The sequence below is a fragment of the Enterococcus sp. E5-162 genome (assembly GCF_035725965.1).
Classification (GTDB): domain Bacteria; phylum Bacillota; class Bacilli; order Lactobacillales; family Enterococcaceae; genus Enterococcus_B; species Enterococcus_B lactis.
Window position 1 is genome coordinate 405,096 of record NZ_JAPRFV010000001.1, and the last position, 19,763, is coordinate 424,858.

The following is a 19,763-nucleotide window of genomic DNA, read 5'->3' on the forward strand; positions in this document are numbered from 1 at the left end:
CAAAATTCACAAAATAAAGCTTATTTTTATTAAAAATTAGAGTTTTTTTATTCAGCGCTCTCTCGAAAAAGAAAAGGCCAACTCTTCAACTGCCTGATGGGCACGGTTATAGTATTGAACAGAAATTTGGTCATCTAAACTTTCAATAAGAGCATATGATGGGATTTGGATCGGGCCTCTAGGTTGAGAAATGCTTCCAGGATTCAAAAATAGGATTTTCTGATCCATCTCACAGCCTATTTGATGGGTATGACCAAAAAACACCATATCGGCATTTGCAGCTCGAGCTTCGATTGCTAACTGTGTCAAACCAAATCGGACATTCGATAAATGACCATGAGTCATGAATACTGTATCCTGACCAGTTTGGATCACTTTTTTCTGTTCGAATCCTGGTCCATAATCACAATTACCTTGAACCACTTGGAATGTATCCCATAATGGGTCAGAAGCTTCTAATTCCGAATCACCACAATGGAAAAAGATATCCACTTCAGAACGATAGCGATCTACTAAGTCAACGAGGATATCTCTGTCCCCATGATTATCACTTACTACTAAATACCGCATCTATCTCTCTCCTTCCAGCCATTGTTTCCACTCGGCACTCAATTTTTTCATTGCTTGAGCCCGATGACTGATCTTGTTTTTTTCTTCGCTCGATAATTCTGCTGCTGTTTGTTTCTTACCTTCTGGGATAAATAAAGGATCATACCCAAAGCCGTTTTCGCCAGATGGTATACGGGCTACTCGACCGGGCCATTCCGCTTCTACTACAAGGCTATCTTTTTTTGGTGCCGCGAATACTAGTGTACAATGGAATTGTGCTGTTCTTTTTTCATCTGGTACATCTGTCAATTCATATAATAATTTGGCGTTATTCCCCGCATCACTTTTTTGTTCCCCTGCAAAACGTGCAGAATAGATTCCTGGCATACCGCCTAATGCATCCACTTTCAAACCTGAATCATCTGCTAAGACTGGTTGATCAAGTAATTGTGCAATCGTTTCTGCTTTTAATCGGGCATTTTCTTCAAATGTGCTGCCAGTTTCTTCTACATCTGGCAATTCAGGATAGTCAAGTAATGTTTTTACATGATATCCCGCTTCTTTGAACATATTTCGAAACTCTTCTGCTTTTCCTGGATTTCTTGTCGCAATGATGATTGTTTTTGTTTCTTCTATCCGCTCATTATCTTGAGCAAATTCTGTTAGCAAAGCATGTTTTTGCTCTTTGATCAAATCTTCAATCGCGTTTTTTCCAAAAAAGAGCATTTCATTCAACTGTTCTCCATCAAACGTTGCTTCTTCTCCAGTTCCTTGAATCTCCACGAATTTTCCTGATTCTGTCATCACGAGATTCATATCTACAAGTGCTGCGGAATCTTCTTGATAGTCCAAATCTGTCACGCAAGTCCCATCCGGCAAGATCCCTACGCTAACTGCAGCAAGATGCTCTTTAATTGGATCTTCTGACAATTCCTTTTCTCTTAAAAGCTTTTCAATTGCTAGTCTCAACGCGACGAATGCCCCAGTGATGCTAGCTGTTCTAGTTCCGCCATCCGCTTGGATCACATCGCAGTCTATGATGATACTACGCTCTCCCAGCTTTTCCAAGTCTATTACTGCACGCAAGGAGCGACCAATAAGACGCTGGATTTCCATTGTTCTACCAGAAAGTTTCCCTTTGCTGCTTTCTCTACGATTTCTCGTACTCGTTGCTCGAGGTAGCATACTGTATTCAGCAGTTACCCACCCTGTTCCTGTTTCTCTCAAAAAGGGCGGTACAGAATCCTCTACTGTTGCAGAACAAATAACTGTTGTATCACCAAAACGGATCACAACCGATCCCTCTGGATATTTGAAAACATTTGTTTGAAGCTCCAGTTTACGAAGCTCTTGGGCTTTTCTCCCGTCATGACGCATCCTTATTTCCTCCTAATTCAATATGATCTACATTTAGGTGTCCGATTCCAAGCCAGTCTTCGGCTATTTCTTGGAAAAGTTTAGCAGATCCTGTTGTATAAAACTGACATAATGTCCGTCCATTTTGCGGTGAATTGCTCAAATTGAAATAATCGAGTAGCATAGATACTTCACCTACTGTTTCTGCTCCAGAATCGATCAGTTGAACATTTTCACCCACTACATTTTGAATGATGGGGCGTAATAATGGATAATGGGTGCATCCCAAAATCAATGTATCGATTTTTTTAGTCGTTAACGGAGCTAATGTTTCTGCCACGATTTTTTTTGCCACAGATGAATGGTATTCATTACTTTCGACAACTGAAACAAATTTGGGACAAGCAAGACTTGTCACAGTCAATTCTGGCACTTTCTCTTTCAATGCTTTTTCATAAGCTTGACTTTTTACCGTACCAATCGTACCGATAATGCCAACTTGTTTATTTTGTGTTTTTTTTACTGCCGCTCTTGTACCGGGAAGGATCACACCGATGACTGGAATAGAAAGAGCAGCTTTGATTTCTTCTAAAGCAACCGCAGTTGCGGTATTGCAAGCAATCACTAGCATCTTGATTCCTTGCTCCACCAGATAATCCGTCATTTCCCAAGTATACTGGATTACCTGTTCCGCGGGTCTAGGGCCATATGGGCAGCGTGCTGTGTCTCCTACAAATAAAATATTTTCATTCGGTAATTGTTTCAGGGCTTCTTTTACTACAGTCAAGCCGCCGACACCTGAATCAATAAATCCGATAGGGCGATTATCTGTCAATCGTATCATCCTTTTTTTCAATAAATTCTATCCTCCCTATTGTGTACTTTTTAGCCTGAATTTTCAAGTGCTCTCACTTGCTTAAAACAATCAAACTCTCTTTTTTCGAATGGAAAGAGGAAAAGCGGTTGTGACTTTAGTCTGCCACAACCGCTAAAAGAATCATCTATTAATAACTGTACCGTCTCTTTTCCAAGTAACCGGAAAGCAGAGAAAGCGCGTAACACACCACGAAATACATAAGTGTCATGATGATGAACATCGGAAGCACATAATTGGTATTCTGTCCATAAATAATACGTGCTTGATGAGAAAGTTCAGGTAAAGAAATGATTACTGCTAATGAAGTATCTTTGATCAGTGAAATCAATTGGCTCACAATTGCCGGAATCATTGATTTGAATGCTTGCGGCAAGACGATCGTCCGCATCGTTTCTACATAAGTCAGTCCTGTTGACAATCCTGCCTCCATCTGCCCTTTCGGAACAGCATTAAGTCCTGCTCGGAAAATCTCCGACAGCATAGCTGATTCAAAGATCGTCAATGCTGCAACAGCGGACCAGAAGATGTTCATCTGAATACCAATCTGAGGCAAGGCAAAATAAGTGAAGAAAATGATCAATAATAATGGAAGATTTCGTATGATATCGATCACAATACCAAGGATTTTGGACAAGAAAGGGATGTTCGCAAAACGAATCACACCTGCCAGACCACCAATCAAGAAACTGAAAATGATCGAAAACAATGAAACTTCAACAGTAACCTTTAATCCTTCCAATAAAAAACGGACATTCATCCATGAAAAAGCGCCGCTAAAATCCATGTATTTCCCCTCCTTCTATGAACGAACCGCCCATTTTTTCTCAAGATAAACCATTAAGTAAGATAACGGCAGCGTGATAACTAAGTAAAATAACCCAACGATGATATACGTATCGAAGGTATTGAATGTTTCACTGGCGATCAAGTCTCCTTGATACATCAAATCCAAACCAGCTACGATTGCTAAAATAGACGAGTTTTTCACAAGATTAATAAATTGGTTGCCTAATGGCGGAATAACGATTTTGAATGCTTGCGGCAAAACAATATAACGCATAATTTCTGGATAGGTAAATCCAGAAGACAATCCTGCTTCTGTTTGGCCTTTTGGTACGGTTTGAATCCCTGAACGTACCGTTTCAGCAATAAAAGCGGATGTATAGATAGTCAATCCAATCGTCCCAGCTTGAAATCCGTCTAGATTAAACCAATAAATCGGTACGACAACATAAAAAAACATCACGATAATCAATAATGGAATGTTTCTAAAAAATTCTACATATGCCTTTGCTAAGGCACTCACTATTTTATTCTTTGATAATTGGAAGATTGCCATCAACGTTCCGATAATCAAACTAAACACAAGTGCTAAGACACTCGAAAACAATGTGATCTTGAACCCGTCGACAAAGATTGGTCCATAAGTCTGTATCAATTCGCTCATTGCCTCTCCCCCTTACTCTACTTTTCCTTCAGTTTCATTTGGAAACCATTTTTGATAGATTTTATCGTATGTGCCATCTGCATGCATTTCCTCTAGCGCCTGGTTAACAGCTTTCAAGAAGTTTTCTTGTCCTTTGTTGATTGCAATTCCATAAGGTTCATTAGTAAACGTTCCGCCGACTAATTCGTACTCTGGATTTTCATCTGCAATCCCTAACAAGATCGCATTATCCGTAGTCATCGCATCTCCCTGGCCAGATTGTAAGGCAGTAAATGCTTCTGCATAATTTTCCAATTCCAGAATGTTTGCATCTGGTGCATGCTGTCGGATATTCGCAGCCGACGTAGAACCTTTGACTGCTAGAACTGTTGTAGAAGCATTCAAATCATCTACACTTTTGATTCGGCTTCCCTTCTTTACCAACAAAGCTTGGCCAGCATCGAAATAGACATCTGAAAAATCGACTTGTTTTTTTCGTTCATCTGTGATCGTCATCGTCGCAATGATTGCATCGATGTTTCCGTTTTTCAATAACGGGATCCGCGTTTTAGAAGTGACTTCAACAAATTCCGCTTTTCCATTTTCACCAAGGATCTTTTCAGTGATAGCTTTTGCAATATCTACATCAAATCCTTGTACGGTTCTGCTCTCAATATCCATCATTCCAAATAATCGAGTATCATATTTGACACCCCAGATGATTTCATTGGTAGATTTGCTTCGCTCTAAAATATCTTCATTTGCCAACCCATTTCCTTTACATCCGGCTAGTGCAAGAAAAGCAATGCCTAAAAGGAAAATCAGGCGTATCTTTTTAAACCTGCGCATCTTTTTCCTCCTATCAATGATTGATAACTTTACTGATAAATTGCTGTGCTCGGACTTCATTTGGATTTTCGAAAAAGTCTCTCACATTTCTGCTATCTTCCAATACTTCTCCGTCAGCCATGAAGATGACACGATCCGCAACTTCTTTGGCAAAGCCCATTTCATGCGTCACGACAATCATTGACATACCATCATGCGCCAATTTTTTCATGACGTCCAATACATCACCAATCATTTCCGGATCCAAAGCAGAAGTAGGTTCATCAAACAGGAGCATCTCAGGATTCATCGCTAAACCTCTGGCGATTGCCACCCGTTGCTGTTGTCCACCGGATAACATGGAAGGATAAGAATCTTTCTTATCTAACATATTGACAGTTTTCAGAAATTTCTCCGCGTTTTTGATTGCAGTTGCCTGGTCTTGCTTTAACACTTTGATTGGTGCTAATGTAATATTTTCCAGAACGGTTTTATTAGGATACAAATTGAAATGCTGGAAAACCATGCCGATATTCTTTCGGACTTCTGTCAATTTTGTCCTTTTATCATGCAAGTCAGCATCATTAATTAGTAGCTTGCCTGAAGAAATCGTCTCTAATCCATTGATACAGCGAAGCATCGTGCTCTTTCCTGAACCAGAAGGACCAATGACAACGACAACTTCTCCTTTCTCGAATTCGAGATTGATATTTTTTAATGCGTGGAACTTGCCATAATATTTATCCACGTGATCAAATTTAATCATTGCCATAGAATTACACTCCCATTATTATTTAGTAAGATTTCTTTTAAAGATGTATAATAAAATACATTATATCTGATAGTTTAGTAATTTGTAAAGTTTCTTAGAACGTTTATTCTCCCATAAATATTTCTTTCATTTCTAATCTATTAGTTATTTTATCCTCTTTCCTTGTTTTTTCCTTAGGAACTGTTGTTTCTTGTCAGGAAAAACGGTAAGATATTAAGTGCTCAGACTTACAAATCGTAAAGAGGTGTCTTTTTTGAAAAATATTATTTTAACGGGAGATCGACCAACTGGGAAGCTGCATTTAGGGCATTACGTCGGTTCTCTAAAAACCCGAGTGGCTATGCAAGCAGATGAAGACAACCAACTGTTTGTCATGATTGCTGACATGCAAGCACTGACCGATAATGCTAAAAATCCTGAGAAGGTTTCATCCAATGTCTTGCAAGTTGCTTTAGACTATTTAGCCGTGGGATTAGATCCTGCAAAATCTACTTTATTTATCCAATCACAAATTCCGGAATTAGCTGAGTTAACCATGTATTATTTGAACTTGGTCAGCGTAGGACGCGTTCGTCGCAATCCGACTGTCAAAACAGAAATCGAACAAAAGAAATTCGGTGAAAGCGTGCCTACAGGATTTTTTATCTATCCTGTTTCTCAAGCAGCAGATATCACTGCATTCAAAGCGAATCTCGTTCCTGTTGGCGAGGATCAAAAACCAATGCTAGAGCAGACACAGGAAATTGTACAAAGCTTCAATCATACATATGGTGAAGTCTTGGTGGAACCAAAAGGCGTATTCCCACCAAAAGGAATGGGTAGATTACCTGGAATCGATGGAAATGGCAAAATGAGTAAATCGTTAGGAAACGGCATTTATATCTCCGATCCTGCCGATGTCTTAAAGAAAAAAGTCATGAGTATGTATACTGATCCAAACCACATCCATGTACAAGACCCTGGACAAGTAGAAGGGAATATGGTCTTCACCTACTTGGATGTATTCGGAACAGATAAAGAAGCAATTGAAGAAATGAAAGCTCATTACCGCCGCGGCGGACTTGGTGATGTAAAGATCAAACGATACCTCATTGATGTATTGGAAGCTGAATTTGCACCGATCCGCGCGCGCCGAGAAGAATTGGAAAAAGATCCTTCAGCTGTTATGGAAATCTTACGTAAAGGTAGTGAAGAAGCTGCTAAAGTAGCTGCACAAACACTTTCTGAAGTAAAATCAGCAATGGGGATCAATTACTTCCATTAATACACCGGTGAATCCATCTTAGTGACATCATTACCAAACTCAAAAAACCGAACAATAGTTGAGTAGCTGCTTACTTGCATGCGTACGCTCTCTATCGTTCGGTTTTTTGATGTTCAAAATCAGAATCAGAGACTTTCACTTTAGTTGAAATAATTGGCCAGTTCTTAGTCCGTGACGACTTGTTTGTCGATCACTTGAGTGGTTTCTTCAAGAAGTGTCGTATACTGCTTTTCACAGTTGATCAGTTTTTTCAATGCATCTTCGTATTCATTGATCGGCTGAGTGGCGACCACAGCTTCAGTGACATTCCCTTTTTCAAGTGCGGATATTTTGTTCAACTGTCGTCAAAGAAGGGCCAAAAGCTGTGTCCCCCTCATTTTTATTGGTAGTTTTTTATAGATTTTCTACTATTTCTTTTCTTACTAAATAGTTCCTTTATTCTCCATATTTAATGAAGTGTTTAAGATATTTATATAAGGTAAACAAAGAATATACTATCGCTATTACAATTACTGGAATGATTAAAAATCTAGTTTGAATATCAAAAAACATTAAAATATAAACGATTAGTAAAAAGCCTCCTACAAAAAAAGCAATAGATGAAGCTCCTAATGCACCTTTTTTTGAACTTCAATCGGTTTATCTTTAAAAGTATTCCCAGCAACTATTCCATACCATTTGCCTCTTCTAAGTTGAATACCAACGATTATTAATAAAAGACCAAGAACAACTAACATGAACACCACTACCACCTCCTTTAATCTCTGAAGTAGCCATGTGCAAAACGTCTGAAATTCAATTAATGATACACTAAGAAAAAATGGTTGGGATTACCACCTCGGTCATTTTTCCATATTCAGCAGATTAAATGTCATGATTTCTTATCCAATAAACCTCTTATTAGTATATAGCCAAAACTGTTCTTTGAAAATTAGCGATAAAAATAATGATTTTCCTGTTCATTTAAAATCTAATTACTTGTGTAATAAAACTCTCCCTTTTCAATTTCATCTTCTCTTTTTTTCATACTTACATTGCCGTGTTATTGATAGTCTTTCACTGTGAATACGACGGCTCGATAACTACCTATTTTTCTGATTTTAGAAATTTATGGAATCTACCTGAAAAATAAAAAAGAGCAGAACCGAAGATGGATCTGCTCAAGTATCTACTCTATATAAAGTGTTTTTAAAAAAACATTTTCAAAAGCATGGACGACTGATAACTATTTTGCTTCTAACTTTTAACGAATACTTGCTCCAAGCGTTTCTGTCAAAGCTTTTGTTACCTTATCCATTGCTTTATTGATTTCTTCATCTGTCAATGTTGCTTCAGGATTGACGAATGTCAGGCTATAAGCCATGGATTTATGTCCTTTTTCGATGTTTTCTCCTTGATAGACATCAAATAATTGGATATCTGTTAAAAATCTTCCGGCAGCAGAATCGATAACTTCTGTTAATTCCTGATTTGTCACAGTTTCTTTTACAAGCAAAGCGATATCCCGGCTGACTGCTGGGAATTTTGTCACTGCTTCAAAAACGATTCCTTTTTGAGCAGCTTCCACTACAGCAGATAAATCAAACTCAGCTACATATGTTTCTGGAATATCATAACTTTTGGCAATTGTCGGATGCACTTGACCGACAAAACCGATAAATTGTTCGCCAAGGTAAATCGCAGCAGTTCTTCCAGGATGCATTTCTTTTATTTCTGTCACTGTTTGATAATGGATATCTTCATGGATACCTAGTTGTTCAAATAAGTTTTCTAAAAGACCTTTGATGGTGAAAAAGTCTACGTTTTGTGCTTTCGTCTGCCAATCTTTTTCTTCCCAAACACCAGAAATAGCGATTGCTGCATGTTTTACTTCTTGTGGCAGATGTGCGCGCGGATCATTTTCTTGGAAGAATACCCGACCGATTTCATATAAAGCAATCTCTGTATTTTTTCGAGCAGTGTTATAACTGATATCATCTAATAGTCCGCTGATCAAATTCATTCGTAATACAGAACGTTCTTCGCTCATTGGCCAGTCCAAACGTGTAATATTACTTTCTTTTATAACAAACTGTCTTGATTTTTCTTCTGTTGTCAATGCATAACTGATTGCTTCGCTCAATCCGCTTCCTTCAAAGATTGTACGAATTTTACGAGTAGTTTCTTGTTCTTTTGACAAGCTTCCAGCAACCGTTTCTCCACTTGGAAGTGTAGATGGCAACTGGTCGTATCCATAAATACGAGCAACTTCTTCGATAATGTCTGCTTCGATTTGGATATCCCAGCGTCTTGGTGGTACGACTACGGAATAAACATGATCCTTTTCTTCATAGCCAAATCCAAGTGCTTCAAAAATCTCATTTACTTCTTTAACGACAAGAGATGTTCCTAAATATTGATTGATGCGTTCAAGTGAAATCTTCACTGATACGTCTTCTGCTTTAATCTCTGAACCTTTGACCGCGCCTTGTAGAACTTCCCCACCTGCAAGAGAAACGATCATTGCTGCAGCAACCTCACTGGCTTCTCCAACAGTTGCATGGTTGATCCCTTTTTCAAAGCGTGCAGAAGATTCGCTACGCAAATTAAATTGTTTTGCTGTACGACGGATCGAAATTGGATCAAACAAAGCAGATTCCAGTGCCACTGTTGTTGTTTCATTCGTGATCTCTGAATCTAATCCACCCATGACACCAGCTAAAGCAACTGGTTCTTTGCCATTAGTGATGACAAGATTGTCAGTTGTCAATTTCCGAGATTCTCCATCTAACGTGACTAATGTCTCATTTTCTTTTGCATGTCGGACAAGGATCTCGTTTGATTTCAATTTGTCGTAGTCAAATGCATGTAGTGGTTGTCCGAATAAAAGCAAAATATAGTTCGTCACATCTACTACATTGTTGATTGGGCGGATGCCTTCATTCATCAAAAGATTTTGCAGCCATTGAGGACTTGGTTGGATTCTTACTCCTTCAATGATGCGGATTTGATAGGCAGGAACGACTTCTTTATCTTCAACTGTCACTTGGATCTTATCGCTAGCAAGTTGTGATGATTCTACTAATTTCTCGTCATCGAATGTAGGCGTCTGACGATAGATTGCTCCAACTTCATAAGCTACGCCACGCATTGACAATGCATCTGCACGATTTGGTGTGATAGACAATTCAATGATCGAATCATCCATATCTAAATAAGAAAAAACTGGATCGCCATTTACAGCTTCTTGTGGCATATAATAGATACCTTCAGCGTATTCTTTCGGTATAACACTGTCTGAATAGCCAATTTCTTGTAACGAGCAAATCATGCCATTTGATACTTGACCACGCATTTTCCCTTTTTTGATCTTCACATTTCCAGCAATCCGTGAGTTAGGAAGCGCAACAATCACTTTGATTCCGACCTTCACATTAGGCGCTCCACAAACGATTTGAGACAGTTCGTCTTCGCCAATATCGACTTGACAAATAGAAAGGTGATCGGAATCTGGATGTGGTACACATTCCTTGACTTCACCGACAACGATTTTTTTCAAGCCTTCTTCTGGAACCGTGATTCCCTCGACTTCGATTCCTGTTACAGACATTTTATCCGCTAATTCTTTTGGTGTTACATTCGATAAATCCAAATAACGATTAAGCCATTTATATGAAACTAACATCTTCTTACTCCCCCTTGAACTGACTTAAGAAACGTAAGTCATTTTGATAGAAATTACGGATATCATTCACTCCATACCGCAACATAGCTACGCGGTCCGGTCCAAGGCCGAAAGCAAAGCCTGAATATTCTTCTGGATCGATTCCTGACATCTTCAACACATTCGGGTGCACCATGCCAGCTCCTAAAATCTCGATCCATCCAGTGTATTTACATACGTTACAACCGGCACCACCACATTTGAAACAACTGACATCTACTTCTACTGATGGCTCCGTAAATGGGAAATAACTTGGACGCAAACGGATTTCACGATCTTCCCCAAACATTTTTTTCATTACGACTTCTAATGTTCCTTTAAGATCGCCCATCGTGATGTTTTTATCAACAACTAGCCCTTCAATTTGATGGAACTGATGGCTGTGGGTCGCATCATCTGTATCTCTGCGGAAAACTTTTCCAGGCGAGATCATTCGTAGAGCACCCTTAGAGAAATCATGCTTTTCCATTGTCCGTGCTTGGACTGGTGAAGTATGTGTCCGAATCAATATCTCGTCTGAAATATAGAAAGTATCTTGCATGTCCCTTGCCGGATGGTCTTTTGGCAGGTTCATCCGTTCGAAATTGTAATGGTCAGACTCTACTTCGTAACCTTCCACGATCTGATACCCCATACCTACAAAAATATCTTCAATTTCTTCCATGATTTGTGTCACGATATGACGTGTACCATGCTTTACTTTTCTACCAGGCAATGTCACGTCTACTGTTTCTTTTGCCAAAGCCGCATTTAACGCTTCTTCTTCTAACACTTGTTTTTTTCGCTCTATTTCTTCTGTCAAAAGGTCTCGGATCTCATTTGCGAAACTTCCGACTTTTGGACGTTCTTCTGGACTTAGATCTTTCATCCCACGCAATACTTCTGTGATCGGTCCTTTTTTTCCTAACGTTTCAACACGTATTTGATTTAATTCTTTTAAATCTTGTGCCGCCGTGATTTTGACGATTGTTTCTTCTTTCAAGCTCTCTAATTGTGCTTGTAAAGACATGTGCTTGTTCCTCCTTTAAATTCCAAATACAAAACAAAAAGACCTCATTCCTGTTAAGGAACGAGGTCTTCGCGTTACCATCCTAATTTGCGATAAATAAACTTACATCGCACTCTTACTTCGTTAACGACAGTTGCCGGTCTGATAATGATCAGACGAACTCGGAAAGTGAACTTCATTTTTCAAACACAGGACCTGTTTTCAGTCTGTGACAGATCTCCCTGAACTGGTTTAGCCAAACTACTCTTTTTCGTCATCGTTCTTTTACTTATTCGTATGGACTATAGTTTACAAGATTTTTTTTACAAAATCAACCGCATTCTTCCTCTGTGACCCATTTTTCGCTCCAAACTTGTATTTGACGCATTGCTTTTTGCAAGTCTGCTCCTTTTTCAGTCAAGAGATATTCTGAACGGCTTTTTTCACTACAGGCAATGTTTCGAGTGACTATTCCTTCTTTTTCCAATTCCTTCAAGCGTTCGACCAATACCCGATCACTAACCATCGGGATTTTTGCCGCAAGCTCGACAAAGCGTTGCGGACCATTTTCGAGTAGTACATCGATAATCAATCCGTTCCATTTTTTTCCTAAAATAGAGAACGTTTTTTCAAATTTAGGACACAAAACGAATTCTGTCTGTGTTAGCTCCATCATACTCACCTCTTCCCAGAGTATAGCATAATCCTTACAAAATATAAGTCAAGTTTGCTCAATTATAATTATTTATTAATGTTTATGATTCGTTTCACTCGAAGTAAAATTAGGAAAACATTTTCTACAGGTTTATTCAGTGCTTCTGTCATTGCTTGTTGGTAAAGTCTTAGCTGTCCCTGATATTTTTGGACGATCGCGTCTATTTCTGCTGGATCATCCGGATGTAAAATGAAATCTGTTTTAAAATCATAGATATGGAGATGATCTTTTTCTTCTAAGTATCCATCGACGATTCCGTGGATCAATAGCTCATCTTCCTGATTTGGATAGTCTTGAAATACTTCATCAGCAGAAAGCAGCATGGAAAAAGGTTGTTCCCGTTTTACGTTTTCTTTGTTGGCAATCAACTGTTGCCCAAGTTCTGTTTGAAAGAACCATATAATAGAAGAAACATCTACTTTTTTTGCGACCTTTTCGTCTATTAACCGTTTCTTTACTAATTCCTGCAACTTTTGATTGATGCTCTCTGTAGTTGGCATCTCTAATGGCAGCAATTGCAATAAAGCATGGGTAGCTGTTCCAACAGCAGCTGCCGACACTTGCCGATCTTTTTGTAAAAATTTTGGTTCTGCTAGTTGTTCTTGCGTATAACGGAATTGACGAGATGCTGCCTTTGTCTGACTACTTTCCAGAGTCAAGCGTGATTCTTGTGTATCATCTGGATCTTCGAATAATCGTTTGATCTCAGATACAGATTGATAACTTGTGGTTTGCGAAGAAGCCTGATAAGGATATTCATAGGCTAGACGTTTTTGTAACGAATCTGCTAATACAGTTTCCTTTTCTTTCACCTGCTGATCTAAGTTAACCAGTTCTTTTTCAGCAAGCAACTGTCTTTGTTCAATGATTGATTGCTGATTCATCCATGAAATGGAAAACTGTGCATTTGAATATTGAAGGAGAGAAGTCGAAACTTCTTCCTCTAAGTATTTCTGCATTTCAGGATGACGGATCAATCCGTAACCAATCCAATTCATCAAGCTGCTTCTGCCCTTCAAACGTAGCTCAGGATCAAAAACCAACTCCTCATGATCAGCTGCTTCAGACCATGTTTGGATCATTTGCTCTTTATTTTTATAGGAACCGACAATGAAAAGCTTTTGTTCTGCCCGAGTCAATCCTACATACAATTTACGCATTTCTTCCGATAACAATTTGTTTTGCTTTGCCAATTTGATGGCTTGAAATGGTAACGTATCATACAGTACCCGTGTTTCAGGATCCATATAGCGAATACCTGCTCCAAGTTTTTCTTCAAAAGCATACCGATTGCGTAAGTCTTGTAAGTTGAATTCTTTCGTCATATCTAACAAAAATACAACTGGAAATTCCAAGCCTTTACTTGCGTGGATCGTCATTACGCGAACAGCATTATCTTCTATTGAAATGACTGGTTCTGCTAAGTCTTTGTCTTTTTCTTGCATTTTTTCAATGAAACGCACGAACTGATATAATCCTCTGAAAGAACTTTGCTCGTATGCTTTGGCACGATCGACCAATGCATAAAGATTGGCTTGTCTCTGTGCCCCTGCTGGCAGACCGACCACATACTCTAGATATCCCGTCTCATAATAGATATCCCATAGCAAGTCAGTGATCGAAGAACGGCGAGCAAGTTCTCGCCAATGATCTAGTTGTTTGCCAAAATGTTCCAGCTTAACCGCTAATTCATCTTCGTTTGATGCTTGATAAGCAAGCACAGCATCATAGTAAGTATGTGCACGGTCGGCTAATCGGATACTTGCTAATTCTGGTTCAATCAAACCCACGACTGGCGAACGCAATACAGCTGCAAGCGGAATATCTTGATAGGGATTGTCAATTAATTGTAGCAACGAGATCATCGTGCGAATTTCTGTCGCTTGAAAATAATTTTGAGCATCATTCATCTCCAAAGGAATATCCAATGTTTTGAAAATCTCTAAAATTGTTAAGTTGTTCTTTTTTGTAGGTGTCAAGAGAACAATGTCTCTGTATTCTATTGGACGATCTTTCTTTGATTTTTTATCATAAATCATAAAGGAAGAATCAATCAATTGACGAATCTTCAGTCCTGTCATAAAAAGTTCGCCTTCTGTTTTGTCCTCCAGTATATCGTCAGTGGGAATCTCGATCTCTGATTCTTCCTGTTCTTTTTCATAGATCATGATTTCTGGCTCAAACTGTTCATTCTCTGGAAAGTCTGAAAATCCCTGTATCAGTTTGGCTGCTTCGTCATAATTGATTTGACCAACTGCTGGATCCATTAGTTGTTCAAAAATAAGATTCGTAAAAGAAAGGACTTCTTTTCTAGAGCGGAAGTTCTCAGCCAAAACGATCCGACGTCCGCCTTCTTTCTTTGAAAAATTCTCGTATTTCCCGATAAATAAACTAGGATCTGCTAAACGGAAAGAATAAATGGATTGTTTGACATCCCCAACCATGAACATATTTCCTTTTGTATCATCAGGTTCTCTTAGCCAGTATAAAATGGCTTCTTGTAATTGGTTCACGTCTTGATATTCATCTACCATTACTTCTTTGAATTTTTTTCGATAATGTTTTGAAGCTTCACTTGGCAGCCATGCATCTTTCGTTTTTTCTGTGAGAATCTGCAACGCTAGATGTTCCAGATCATTGAAGTCCAATACGCCTTTTTCCCGTTTACGCATACTGAAACCGTCCATAAAGCTTTGCGTGACTTTTGTCATTTCTTCGACTAACGGTAGTGCTTTTTCCGTTAATTCTTCCATTTGGCTTGGTGAAACAGGAAAGTAACTTTTACTTATCTGCTGAATCAATTTTTTTGCTTTATCCCTCATGCCCTTGACTTCATTGGATATTTCTTTCAATTCTGCTTTACGACTGCTCTTAAAAGTTGAAAAAGTCAGTTGTTCCAAACTAGCATAAGCATCTTCTAACCGATCTTGCGAGAAAGCTTCATAGATATTTTTGATCTGCTGTTGTTCTCCAGCTACTTGCTCATGCATTTTTTCTAATCCTTCACCTTGTGCTAACTGAGTCATCTGTTCATATAATTGTACACATTGGTATACATCTGCCAAAACTAAAGGACGGATTTGTTCTTGATATAATCGAGATTTCGCTAGCCCCTCAGTCAAACGATAATTAGCGCTTAACTGTTCTAGCCATTTTTTGGGGTCAGGGTTGGCACGGGCAAACTCATAAAGCGAAAATACCAGATTCGTCAAGCCGTCATCTGAACGATCATTAGAAAAATTCATTGTTAATTGGAAAAATCGTTCATCATTTTCTGCATAAAGTGCTTCTCTCAGCTCGTCCCACACATCCTCCTTCATCAAGATCGTTTCTGTTTCATCTGTTAACATGCGAAAGACCGGATCAATATCAATTAAGTAATAATAACGTCGAATAACTGTTAGACAAAAAGCATGTAAGGTTGAGATATTCGCTGTGGGCAATAAAACTAACTGCTTAGTAAAATGCTGTCTTCGTACAGGGTCGCTTTCGCTGTTGACCGCTTCTTGTAATGCCTCTTGAATTCTTTCTTTCATTTCTCTTGCAGCTGCTTCAGTAAATGTCACAATCAGTAATTCATCGATATCAAAACCCATTTTTAATTTTTCAATCACTCTTCGAACAAGCACTGTAGTTTTACCTGATCCGGCAGACGCAGAGACTAACAAATTATCTCCTTGATCGAAAATCGCCTGCCACTGATCATCTGTAAATCGTTCATTTTGCGGTTTTAAAGGAATTTGATTCACTCTTCTTCACTCCTTTTCAATATTCTGCGCAGTGCTTCTTCCTTATCTATTTTCTCCAGACGGTGGTAATTATTTTCTTTCAGCATCACATCAAACGTACAGATGCTTCTGAATGGACAAAATTCACAGGCAATTCGCTGTTTATCTTTATAAGCTGGGTTCAGTTTGATTTCTCCGGAAGTGATTGCATCTCCAGCTAACCGCATATTTTCCCGATTATGCGCCATGAACAGTTGCAGTTCTTCTTCCGTGAAAAATTTATCTTTGCTGAAACTACCTTTTTGGTATTCATCTTTCGCATTTTTTTTCACTGGATAGATCAGTGATTGTTCTTTTGCTTCCAGTGAATGATCTAGTACTTCTAAAAGAGCGGGATCATCGACAAAAACGCCATCATAACTAAATTTTTTCAATGTATTCTTCTCTACATCATCGGTCTCCGTCAATACAGGATTATGAACATGTAAATAATATGATCCTGCTGGTTTAACAGCCGCCTTTCCAGTCAAACGTACCGCATCCATCAATGCTACGTCCAGATACGTCAATAATTGCATAGCCATGCCATAATAAGCTTCTGTGACATCGAATGAACGTCCACTAGATTTGTAATCAATAACGCTTAACCAAGTATCTTCTTGTTCAGAAGCTACATCGATCCGATCGATTTTTCCTCGAACGTGGAGTTTTCCACCATTACTCAACGGTAATTCCAGACCTGTGATACCTTTTGCTCCAGCAATCTGACCAAATAAAATCTCCGTCTGAAGAGGATGCATGCCCGTATTTTTGCTCTGTTTTTGCAAAGCCCATGCTACTTTTTGGATCGTCTGTCCTAACTGATAGCGGATATAGTTCATTCTTGCGGAACTATCCAATATCTCAAACCGAAGTTCTCCGAACACTTCTTGCAGCACTTTTTCAGTAAAGTCTTTACGCTGCGCATCGGTCATATTCACTAAGGATAATTGGTTTGAAAACAGTAGCTTGAAGAAACGATCCAATGATTCATGATAAAAATCACCTGTTGCTGCTGGAGTCAAACCATAAACAGTTCGTTCCTTCAATTTCAACCCAAATTGCATGAAGTATTTGTATTCACAATTATAAAAATTCTCCATACGTGAAATCGAAGTATAAATTTCTTTTCCATAAAGCTCTTCCGCCATTTTTTCTGGCATCGAAACAGGCACATTCAAATGTTCCTGACTTTCAAAGATTTGTAAAGCAAAATTGCGCCATGAGGAATTCAGTACTAATTCTTTGAGCTTTTGCCAATGTTTTGGTACAGGTTTCTTTTCATCTAAAGCTAATCGATAAATCCTATTGACTGTATTGATTCCGCTTCTGTAAGTTCCTACATAACAATCAGGATCGCTTTCGATTGTCAAATGCTCTTTTCTCTCGACGGGAACTGATAAATATTCTGTGATTCTGCGCAAATAAGGAGACATCTTCAGTGAACCATCTGTGTCATAGCTTTGTGCATAGCTAAGATATAATCGATCCGTTCCGGAAAGAAAAACAAGGTAGGCTTGGAAAGGCTCAAAAGAGATACTTTCTTTTGATGGGTCGAATAAAAACTGTCCATCTGGCAAAGCTTGATTTAATACTTCTCGTTCTTCACTGGACAACAATCCTTTTGTTTCTTTACGGTCTGGAAACACTTGATCATTCAAACCTAATGCAAAAGTGACGGCAGCTTGATTCGGTCGAACTAATTCCAAACGGTTGATTCGCACTTGGTCGATTGCGGTAGGGATTTTACCATAACTTAGATTTTCGAGACCACTCGTAATGATTTCTTGGAACAGAGACCAGTCAAAAGCCGATTCACCATAAATGACTACATATTCATCCAGCAGATCAATCAGCGCTCCCCATGTCTGCTCATGGTTTCTTGCCGCTTCTAAGTTTCCTCTGTCTACTTCCTGATTACGCCAAAACAATAATTGTTGCTGTACACCACTTTGAATCAAAAATTGATAAAAAACATTTGCGGCCGCTTGACCTGTTTTACTTTTCTTTATTTTTTTAAAAAATGCAGGTACAGATTTCTGAAATAATCGTCTAATCGTATTTGACTGTTCTTCCAGATACTGTACGTCTTCAATCTGTTCTGCTTCAAAATCATACGCCACAAACTGCCAGTCTTTTTCACGCGTCCAGTAAGTGCCTTGATAATTATAAGCAAGTGCAACATTTTCTGTGATGTCCAATTTTTTCCTGAATTCATCTCGTTCTTGTTTCCATTCATCCAGTTCGGTTTCTGTTTCCATCGATAGGAACAATTCCGTCTTGAAAAAACGCATAATATCACTTAGTCGATAAGAATATCGGTCAAGAGCGAACAGACTGTTGACCCATTCAATCAGCGGATGATTTTCCATCATTTGTTCTTCATCGATATAAAAAGGAATCGCCATTTCTTGAAAGATTGGTCGAAGAATATTTCCATATAAGGACATATTTTTTGTCAGTACTTGGATATCACGATAACGGTAGTTTTCTTCACTGACTAGCCGTCTGATTTCAACAGCTAGCTGTCGGACTTCCTCAGTTGGATTTTCAGCTTCCCACAAATGGAGAGCCTCTTGTTCCCCTAATTTGCGGACGGTTGCTTTCTTTTGGCTGGAAGTCTCTTCCCACATCGTTTGCAGCAACTGAAGCTCTGTCGGACGATTCTGCTCTGGCGCAAAACGATCTACTAATATAGGAACTTTCCGTTCTCTCGCACTTTGAAAAAGACGGAAATAAAGCTTTCCAGTCTCATGAAAGAGCGTAAGTACTTCTGGAAGATCCGCTGTATAAGGACGATCCAACAATAAATCGACAACTAATTGCCCCTTTTCCATCATTGCCTGCAGTAATTGATACTCTTGCCCATTGATTCGGGAAAAACCGCTGACGATAAATTGGACGTTGGTGAAATCTTGTGTCTGCATATAATTTGCTAGTATAGCCAGTGCATCTTCATTTGATAGTGCACGTTCGGTCAATTCGCTGTCATAAGCTGAAAAAATCAGCTTCAAGTCTTTCATTTTAAGTTGCTGGTCTTCTGCATTCGGTGAATCACCAAATAAAAGCATCAAGTCTTCCGGTTGAATATTCCCTGTGCGCAACTCACTATAGAGTTCTTGCAATTGGCGAATAAATCCTCTTTTATTGATTTCTCCGCGAAAGATCGTTAATTCTTCCTCATGTTTTTCTAAAATCTGTCGCAAGATCATCGCAGATCCGGATTCTGATAATTCATTTCCTGTAAGAAGGGTTGTCTGTTGCAGCAAATACCAAGCCAGACGGTAAAAACTGAATACTTGAACATTTGTTGTGCTGAAAGCTTTTTTCCCGCTTCTTCTTCGCATCTCCGCTAAAATTTCTTGTTCCTGTTCGAATTTGCTGTAATTGGGAACAAGGAAAAATACTTGGTTGCTTGCATCTTGGTCGAGCCAAGCTGATGCTTCGTCAATCAAGACTTGACGGTGATCTTTTTTCCCGTTTCCAAGAATAAATTGTAAAGACATGCTTTTCCTCCT

General features: G+C 38.9%; 15 protein-coding genes and 1 other annotated feature. Of the genes, 1 reads left to right on the forward strand and 14 read right to left on the reverse strand.

The window, feature by feature from the left end:
• Nucleotides 1–51: 51 nt before the first annotated feature.
• The 7 genes from OZZ83_RS01950 to OZZ83_RS01980 form a co-directional block, all read right to left on the reverse strand.
• A complete protein-coding gene (locus tag OZZ83_RS01950) occupies nucleotides 52–570 on the reverse strand; it encodes a metallophosphoesterase (protein WP_002309405.1) in 519 nt (172 codons plus the stop codon).
• The gene (rph, locus tag OZZ83_RS01955) at nucleotides 571–1,926 is read right to left on the reverse strand and encodes a ribonuclease PH (protein WP_002309406.1); all 1,356 of its coding nucleotides are present in this window, start codon (nucleotides 1,924–1,926) and stop codon (nucleotides 571–573) included.
• Complete coding sequence (racE, locus tag OZZ83_RS01960) at nucleotides 1,916–2,749, reverse strand: glutamate racemase (RefSeq protein ID WP_002316225.1); 834 nt, start codon at nucleotides 2,747–2,749, stop codon at nucleotides 1,916–1,918. Before racE ends, rph begins: the two co-directional genes overlap by 11 nt.
• A 160-nt stretch (nucleotides 2,750–2,909) precedes the next feature.
• A complete protein-coding gene (locus tag OZZ83_RS01965) occupies nucleotides 2,910–3,566 on the reverse strand; it encodes an amino acid ABC transporter permease (RefSeq protein ID WP_002309409.1) in 657 nt (218 codons plus the stop codon).
• 15 nt (nucleotides 3,567–3,581) lie between these two features.
• On the reverse strand, nucleotides 3,582–4,229 hold the full coding sequence (locus OZZ83_RS01970) for an amino acid ABC transporter permease (RefSeq protein WP_002313814.1): 648 nt from the start codon (nucleotides 4,227–4,229) through the stop codon (nucleotides 3,582–3,584).
• Between the two features lie 12 nt (nucleotides 4,230–4,241).
• Nucleotides 4,242–5,057, reverse strand: a complete 816-nt coding sequence (locus OZZ83_RS01975; protein WP_002313815.1) for a transporter substrate-binding domain-containing protein — start codon at nucleotides 5,055–5,057, stop codon at nucleotides 4,242–4,244.
• A gap of 13 nt (nucleotides 5,058–5,070) precedes the next feature.
• On the reverse strand, nucleotides 5,071–5,808 hold the full coding sequence (locus tag OZZ83_RS01980) for an amino acid ABC transporter ATP-binding protein (protein ID WP_002309413.1): 738 nt from the start codon (nucleotides 5,806–5,808) through the stop codon (nucleotides 5,071–5,073).
• Nucleotides 5,809–6,061: 253 nt separating this feature from the next.
• On the opposite strand from OZZ83_RS01980, the gene trpS reads away from it, so the two are divergent.
• Entirely contained in the window at nucleotides 6,062–7,072 is a 1,011-nt protein-coding gene (gene trpS / locus OZZ83_RS01985) for a tryptophan--tRNA ligase (RefSeq protein ID WP_002309414.1), read from the forward strand.
• Between the two features lie 164 nt (nucleotides 7,073–7,236).
• On the opposite strand, the gene OZZ83_RS01990 is transcribed toward trpS, so the two are convergent.
• From OZZ83_RS01990 to OZZ83_RS02020, 7 genes are all read right to left on the reverse strand, one after another.
• Nucleotides 7,237–7,410, reverse strand: a complete 174-nt coding sequence (locus tag OZZ83_RS01990) for a hypothetical protein (protein WP_002309415.1) — start codon at nucleotides 7,408–7,410, stop codon at nucleotides 7,237–7,239.
• 270 nt (nucleotides 7,411–7,680) lie between these two features.
• The gene (locus OZZ83_RS01995; protein ID WP_002292952.1) at nucleotides 7,681–7,815 is read right to left on the reverse strand and encodes a hypothetical protein; all 135 of its coding nucleotides are present in this window, start codon (nucleotides 7,813–7,815) and stop codon (nucleotides 7,681–7,683) included.
• A gap of 500 nt (nucleotides 7,816–8,315) precedes the next feature.
• Nucleotides 8,316–10,736 carry a phenylalanine--tRNA ligase subunit beta gene (pheT, locus tag OZZ83_RS02000; protein WP_002309416.1) on the reverse strand — a complete coding sequence of 807 codons (2,421 nt, stop codon included), beginning with the start codon at nucleotides 10,734–10,736 and terminating at the stop codon, nucleotides 8,316–8,318.
• A 4-nt stretch (nucleotides 10,737–10,740) separates the two neighbouring features.
• A complete protein-coding gene (pheS, locus tag OZZ83_RS02005; protein WP_002292949.1) occupies nucleotides 10,741–11,784 on the reverse strand; it encodes a phenylalanine--tRNA ligase subunit alpha in 1,044 nt (347 codons plus the stop codon).
• Between the two features lie 53 nt (nucleotides 11,785–11,837).
• Nucleotides 11,838–12,050 (reverse strand) — a binding site (T-box leader).
• Between the two features lie 44 nt (nucleotides 12,051–12,094).
• Nucleotides 12,095–12,436, reverse strand: a complete 342-nt coding sequence (locus OZZ83_RS02010; RefSeq protein ID WP_002292948.1) for a winged helix-turn-helix transcriptional regulator — start codon at nucleotides 12,434–12,436, stop codon at nucleotides 12,095–12,097.
• Between the two features lie 68 nt (nucleotides 12,437–12,504).
• Nucleotides 12,505–16,227 (reverse strand): helicase-exonuclease AddAB subunit AddA, encoded by a 3,723-nt coding sequence (gene addA / locus OZZ83_RS02015; protein WP_002313817.1) that lies wholly within the window; start codon nucleotides 16,225–16,227, stop codon nucleotides 12,505–12,507.
• Entirely contained in the window at nucleotides 16,224–19,751 is a 3,528-nt protein-coding gene (locus tag OZZ83_RS02020; RefSeq protein WP_002309421.1) for a PD-(D/E)XK nuclease family protein, read from the reverse strand. Before OZZ83_RS02020 ends, addA begins: the two co-directional genes overlap by 4 nt.
• Between the last annotated feature and the right edge of the window lie 12 nt (nucleotides 19,752–19,763).

Bases quoted from the DNA above. Each gene is read 5' to 3' on its own strand.
- OZZ83_RS01950 (WP_002309405.1), bottom strand. From the start codon at position 570: ATGCGGTATTTAGTAGTAAGTGATAATCATGGGGACAGAGATATCCTC.
- rph (WP_002309406.1), bottom strand. From the start codon at position 1,926: ATGCGTCATGACGGGAGAAAAGCCCAAGAGCTTCGTAAACTGGAGCTT.
- racE (WP_002316225.1), bottom strand. From the start codon at position 2,749: ATGATACGATTGACAGATAATCGCCCTATCGGATTTATTGATTCAGGT.
- OZZ83_RS01965 (WP_002309409.1), bottom strand. From the start codon at position 3,566: ATGGATTTTAGCGGCGCTTTTTCATGGATGAATGTCCGTTTTTTATTG.
- OZZ83_RS01970 (WP_002313814.1), bottom strand. From the start codon at position 4,229: ATGAGCGAATTGATACAGACTTATGGACCAATCTTTGTCGACGGGTTC.
- OZZ83_RS01975 (WP_002313815.1), bottom strand. From the start codon at position 5,057: ATGCGCAGGTTTAAAAAGATACGCCTGATTTTCCTTTTAGGCATTGCT.
- OZZ83_RS01980 (WP_002309413.1), bottom strand. From the start codon at position 5,808: ATGGCAATGATTAAATTTGATCACGTGGATAAATATTATGGCAAGTTC.
- pheT (WP_002309416.1), bottom strand. From the start codon at position 10,736: ATGTTAGTTTCATATAAATGGCTTAATCGTTATTTGGATTTATCGAAT.
- pheS (WP_002292949.1), bottom strand. From the start codon at position 11,784: ATGTCTTTACAAGCACAATTAGAGAGCTTGAAAGAAGAAACAATCGTC.
- OZZ83_RS02010 (WP_002292948.1), bottom strand. From the start codon at position 12,436: ATGGAGCTAACACAGACAGAATTCGTTTTGTGTCCTAAATTTGAAAAA.
- OZZ83_RS02020 (WP_002309421.1), bottom strand. From the start codon at position 19,751: ATGTCTTTACAATTTATTCTTGGAAACGGGAAAAAAGATCACCGTCAA.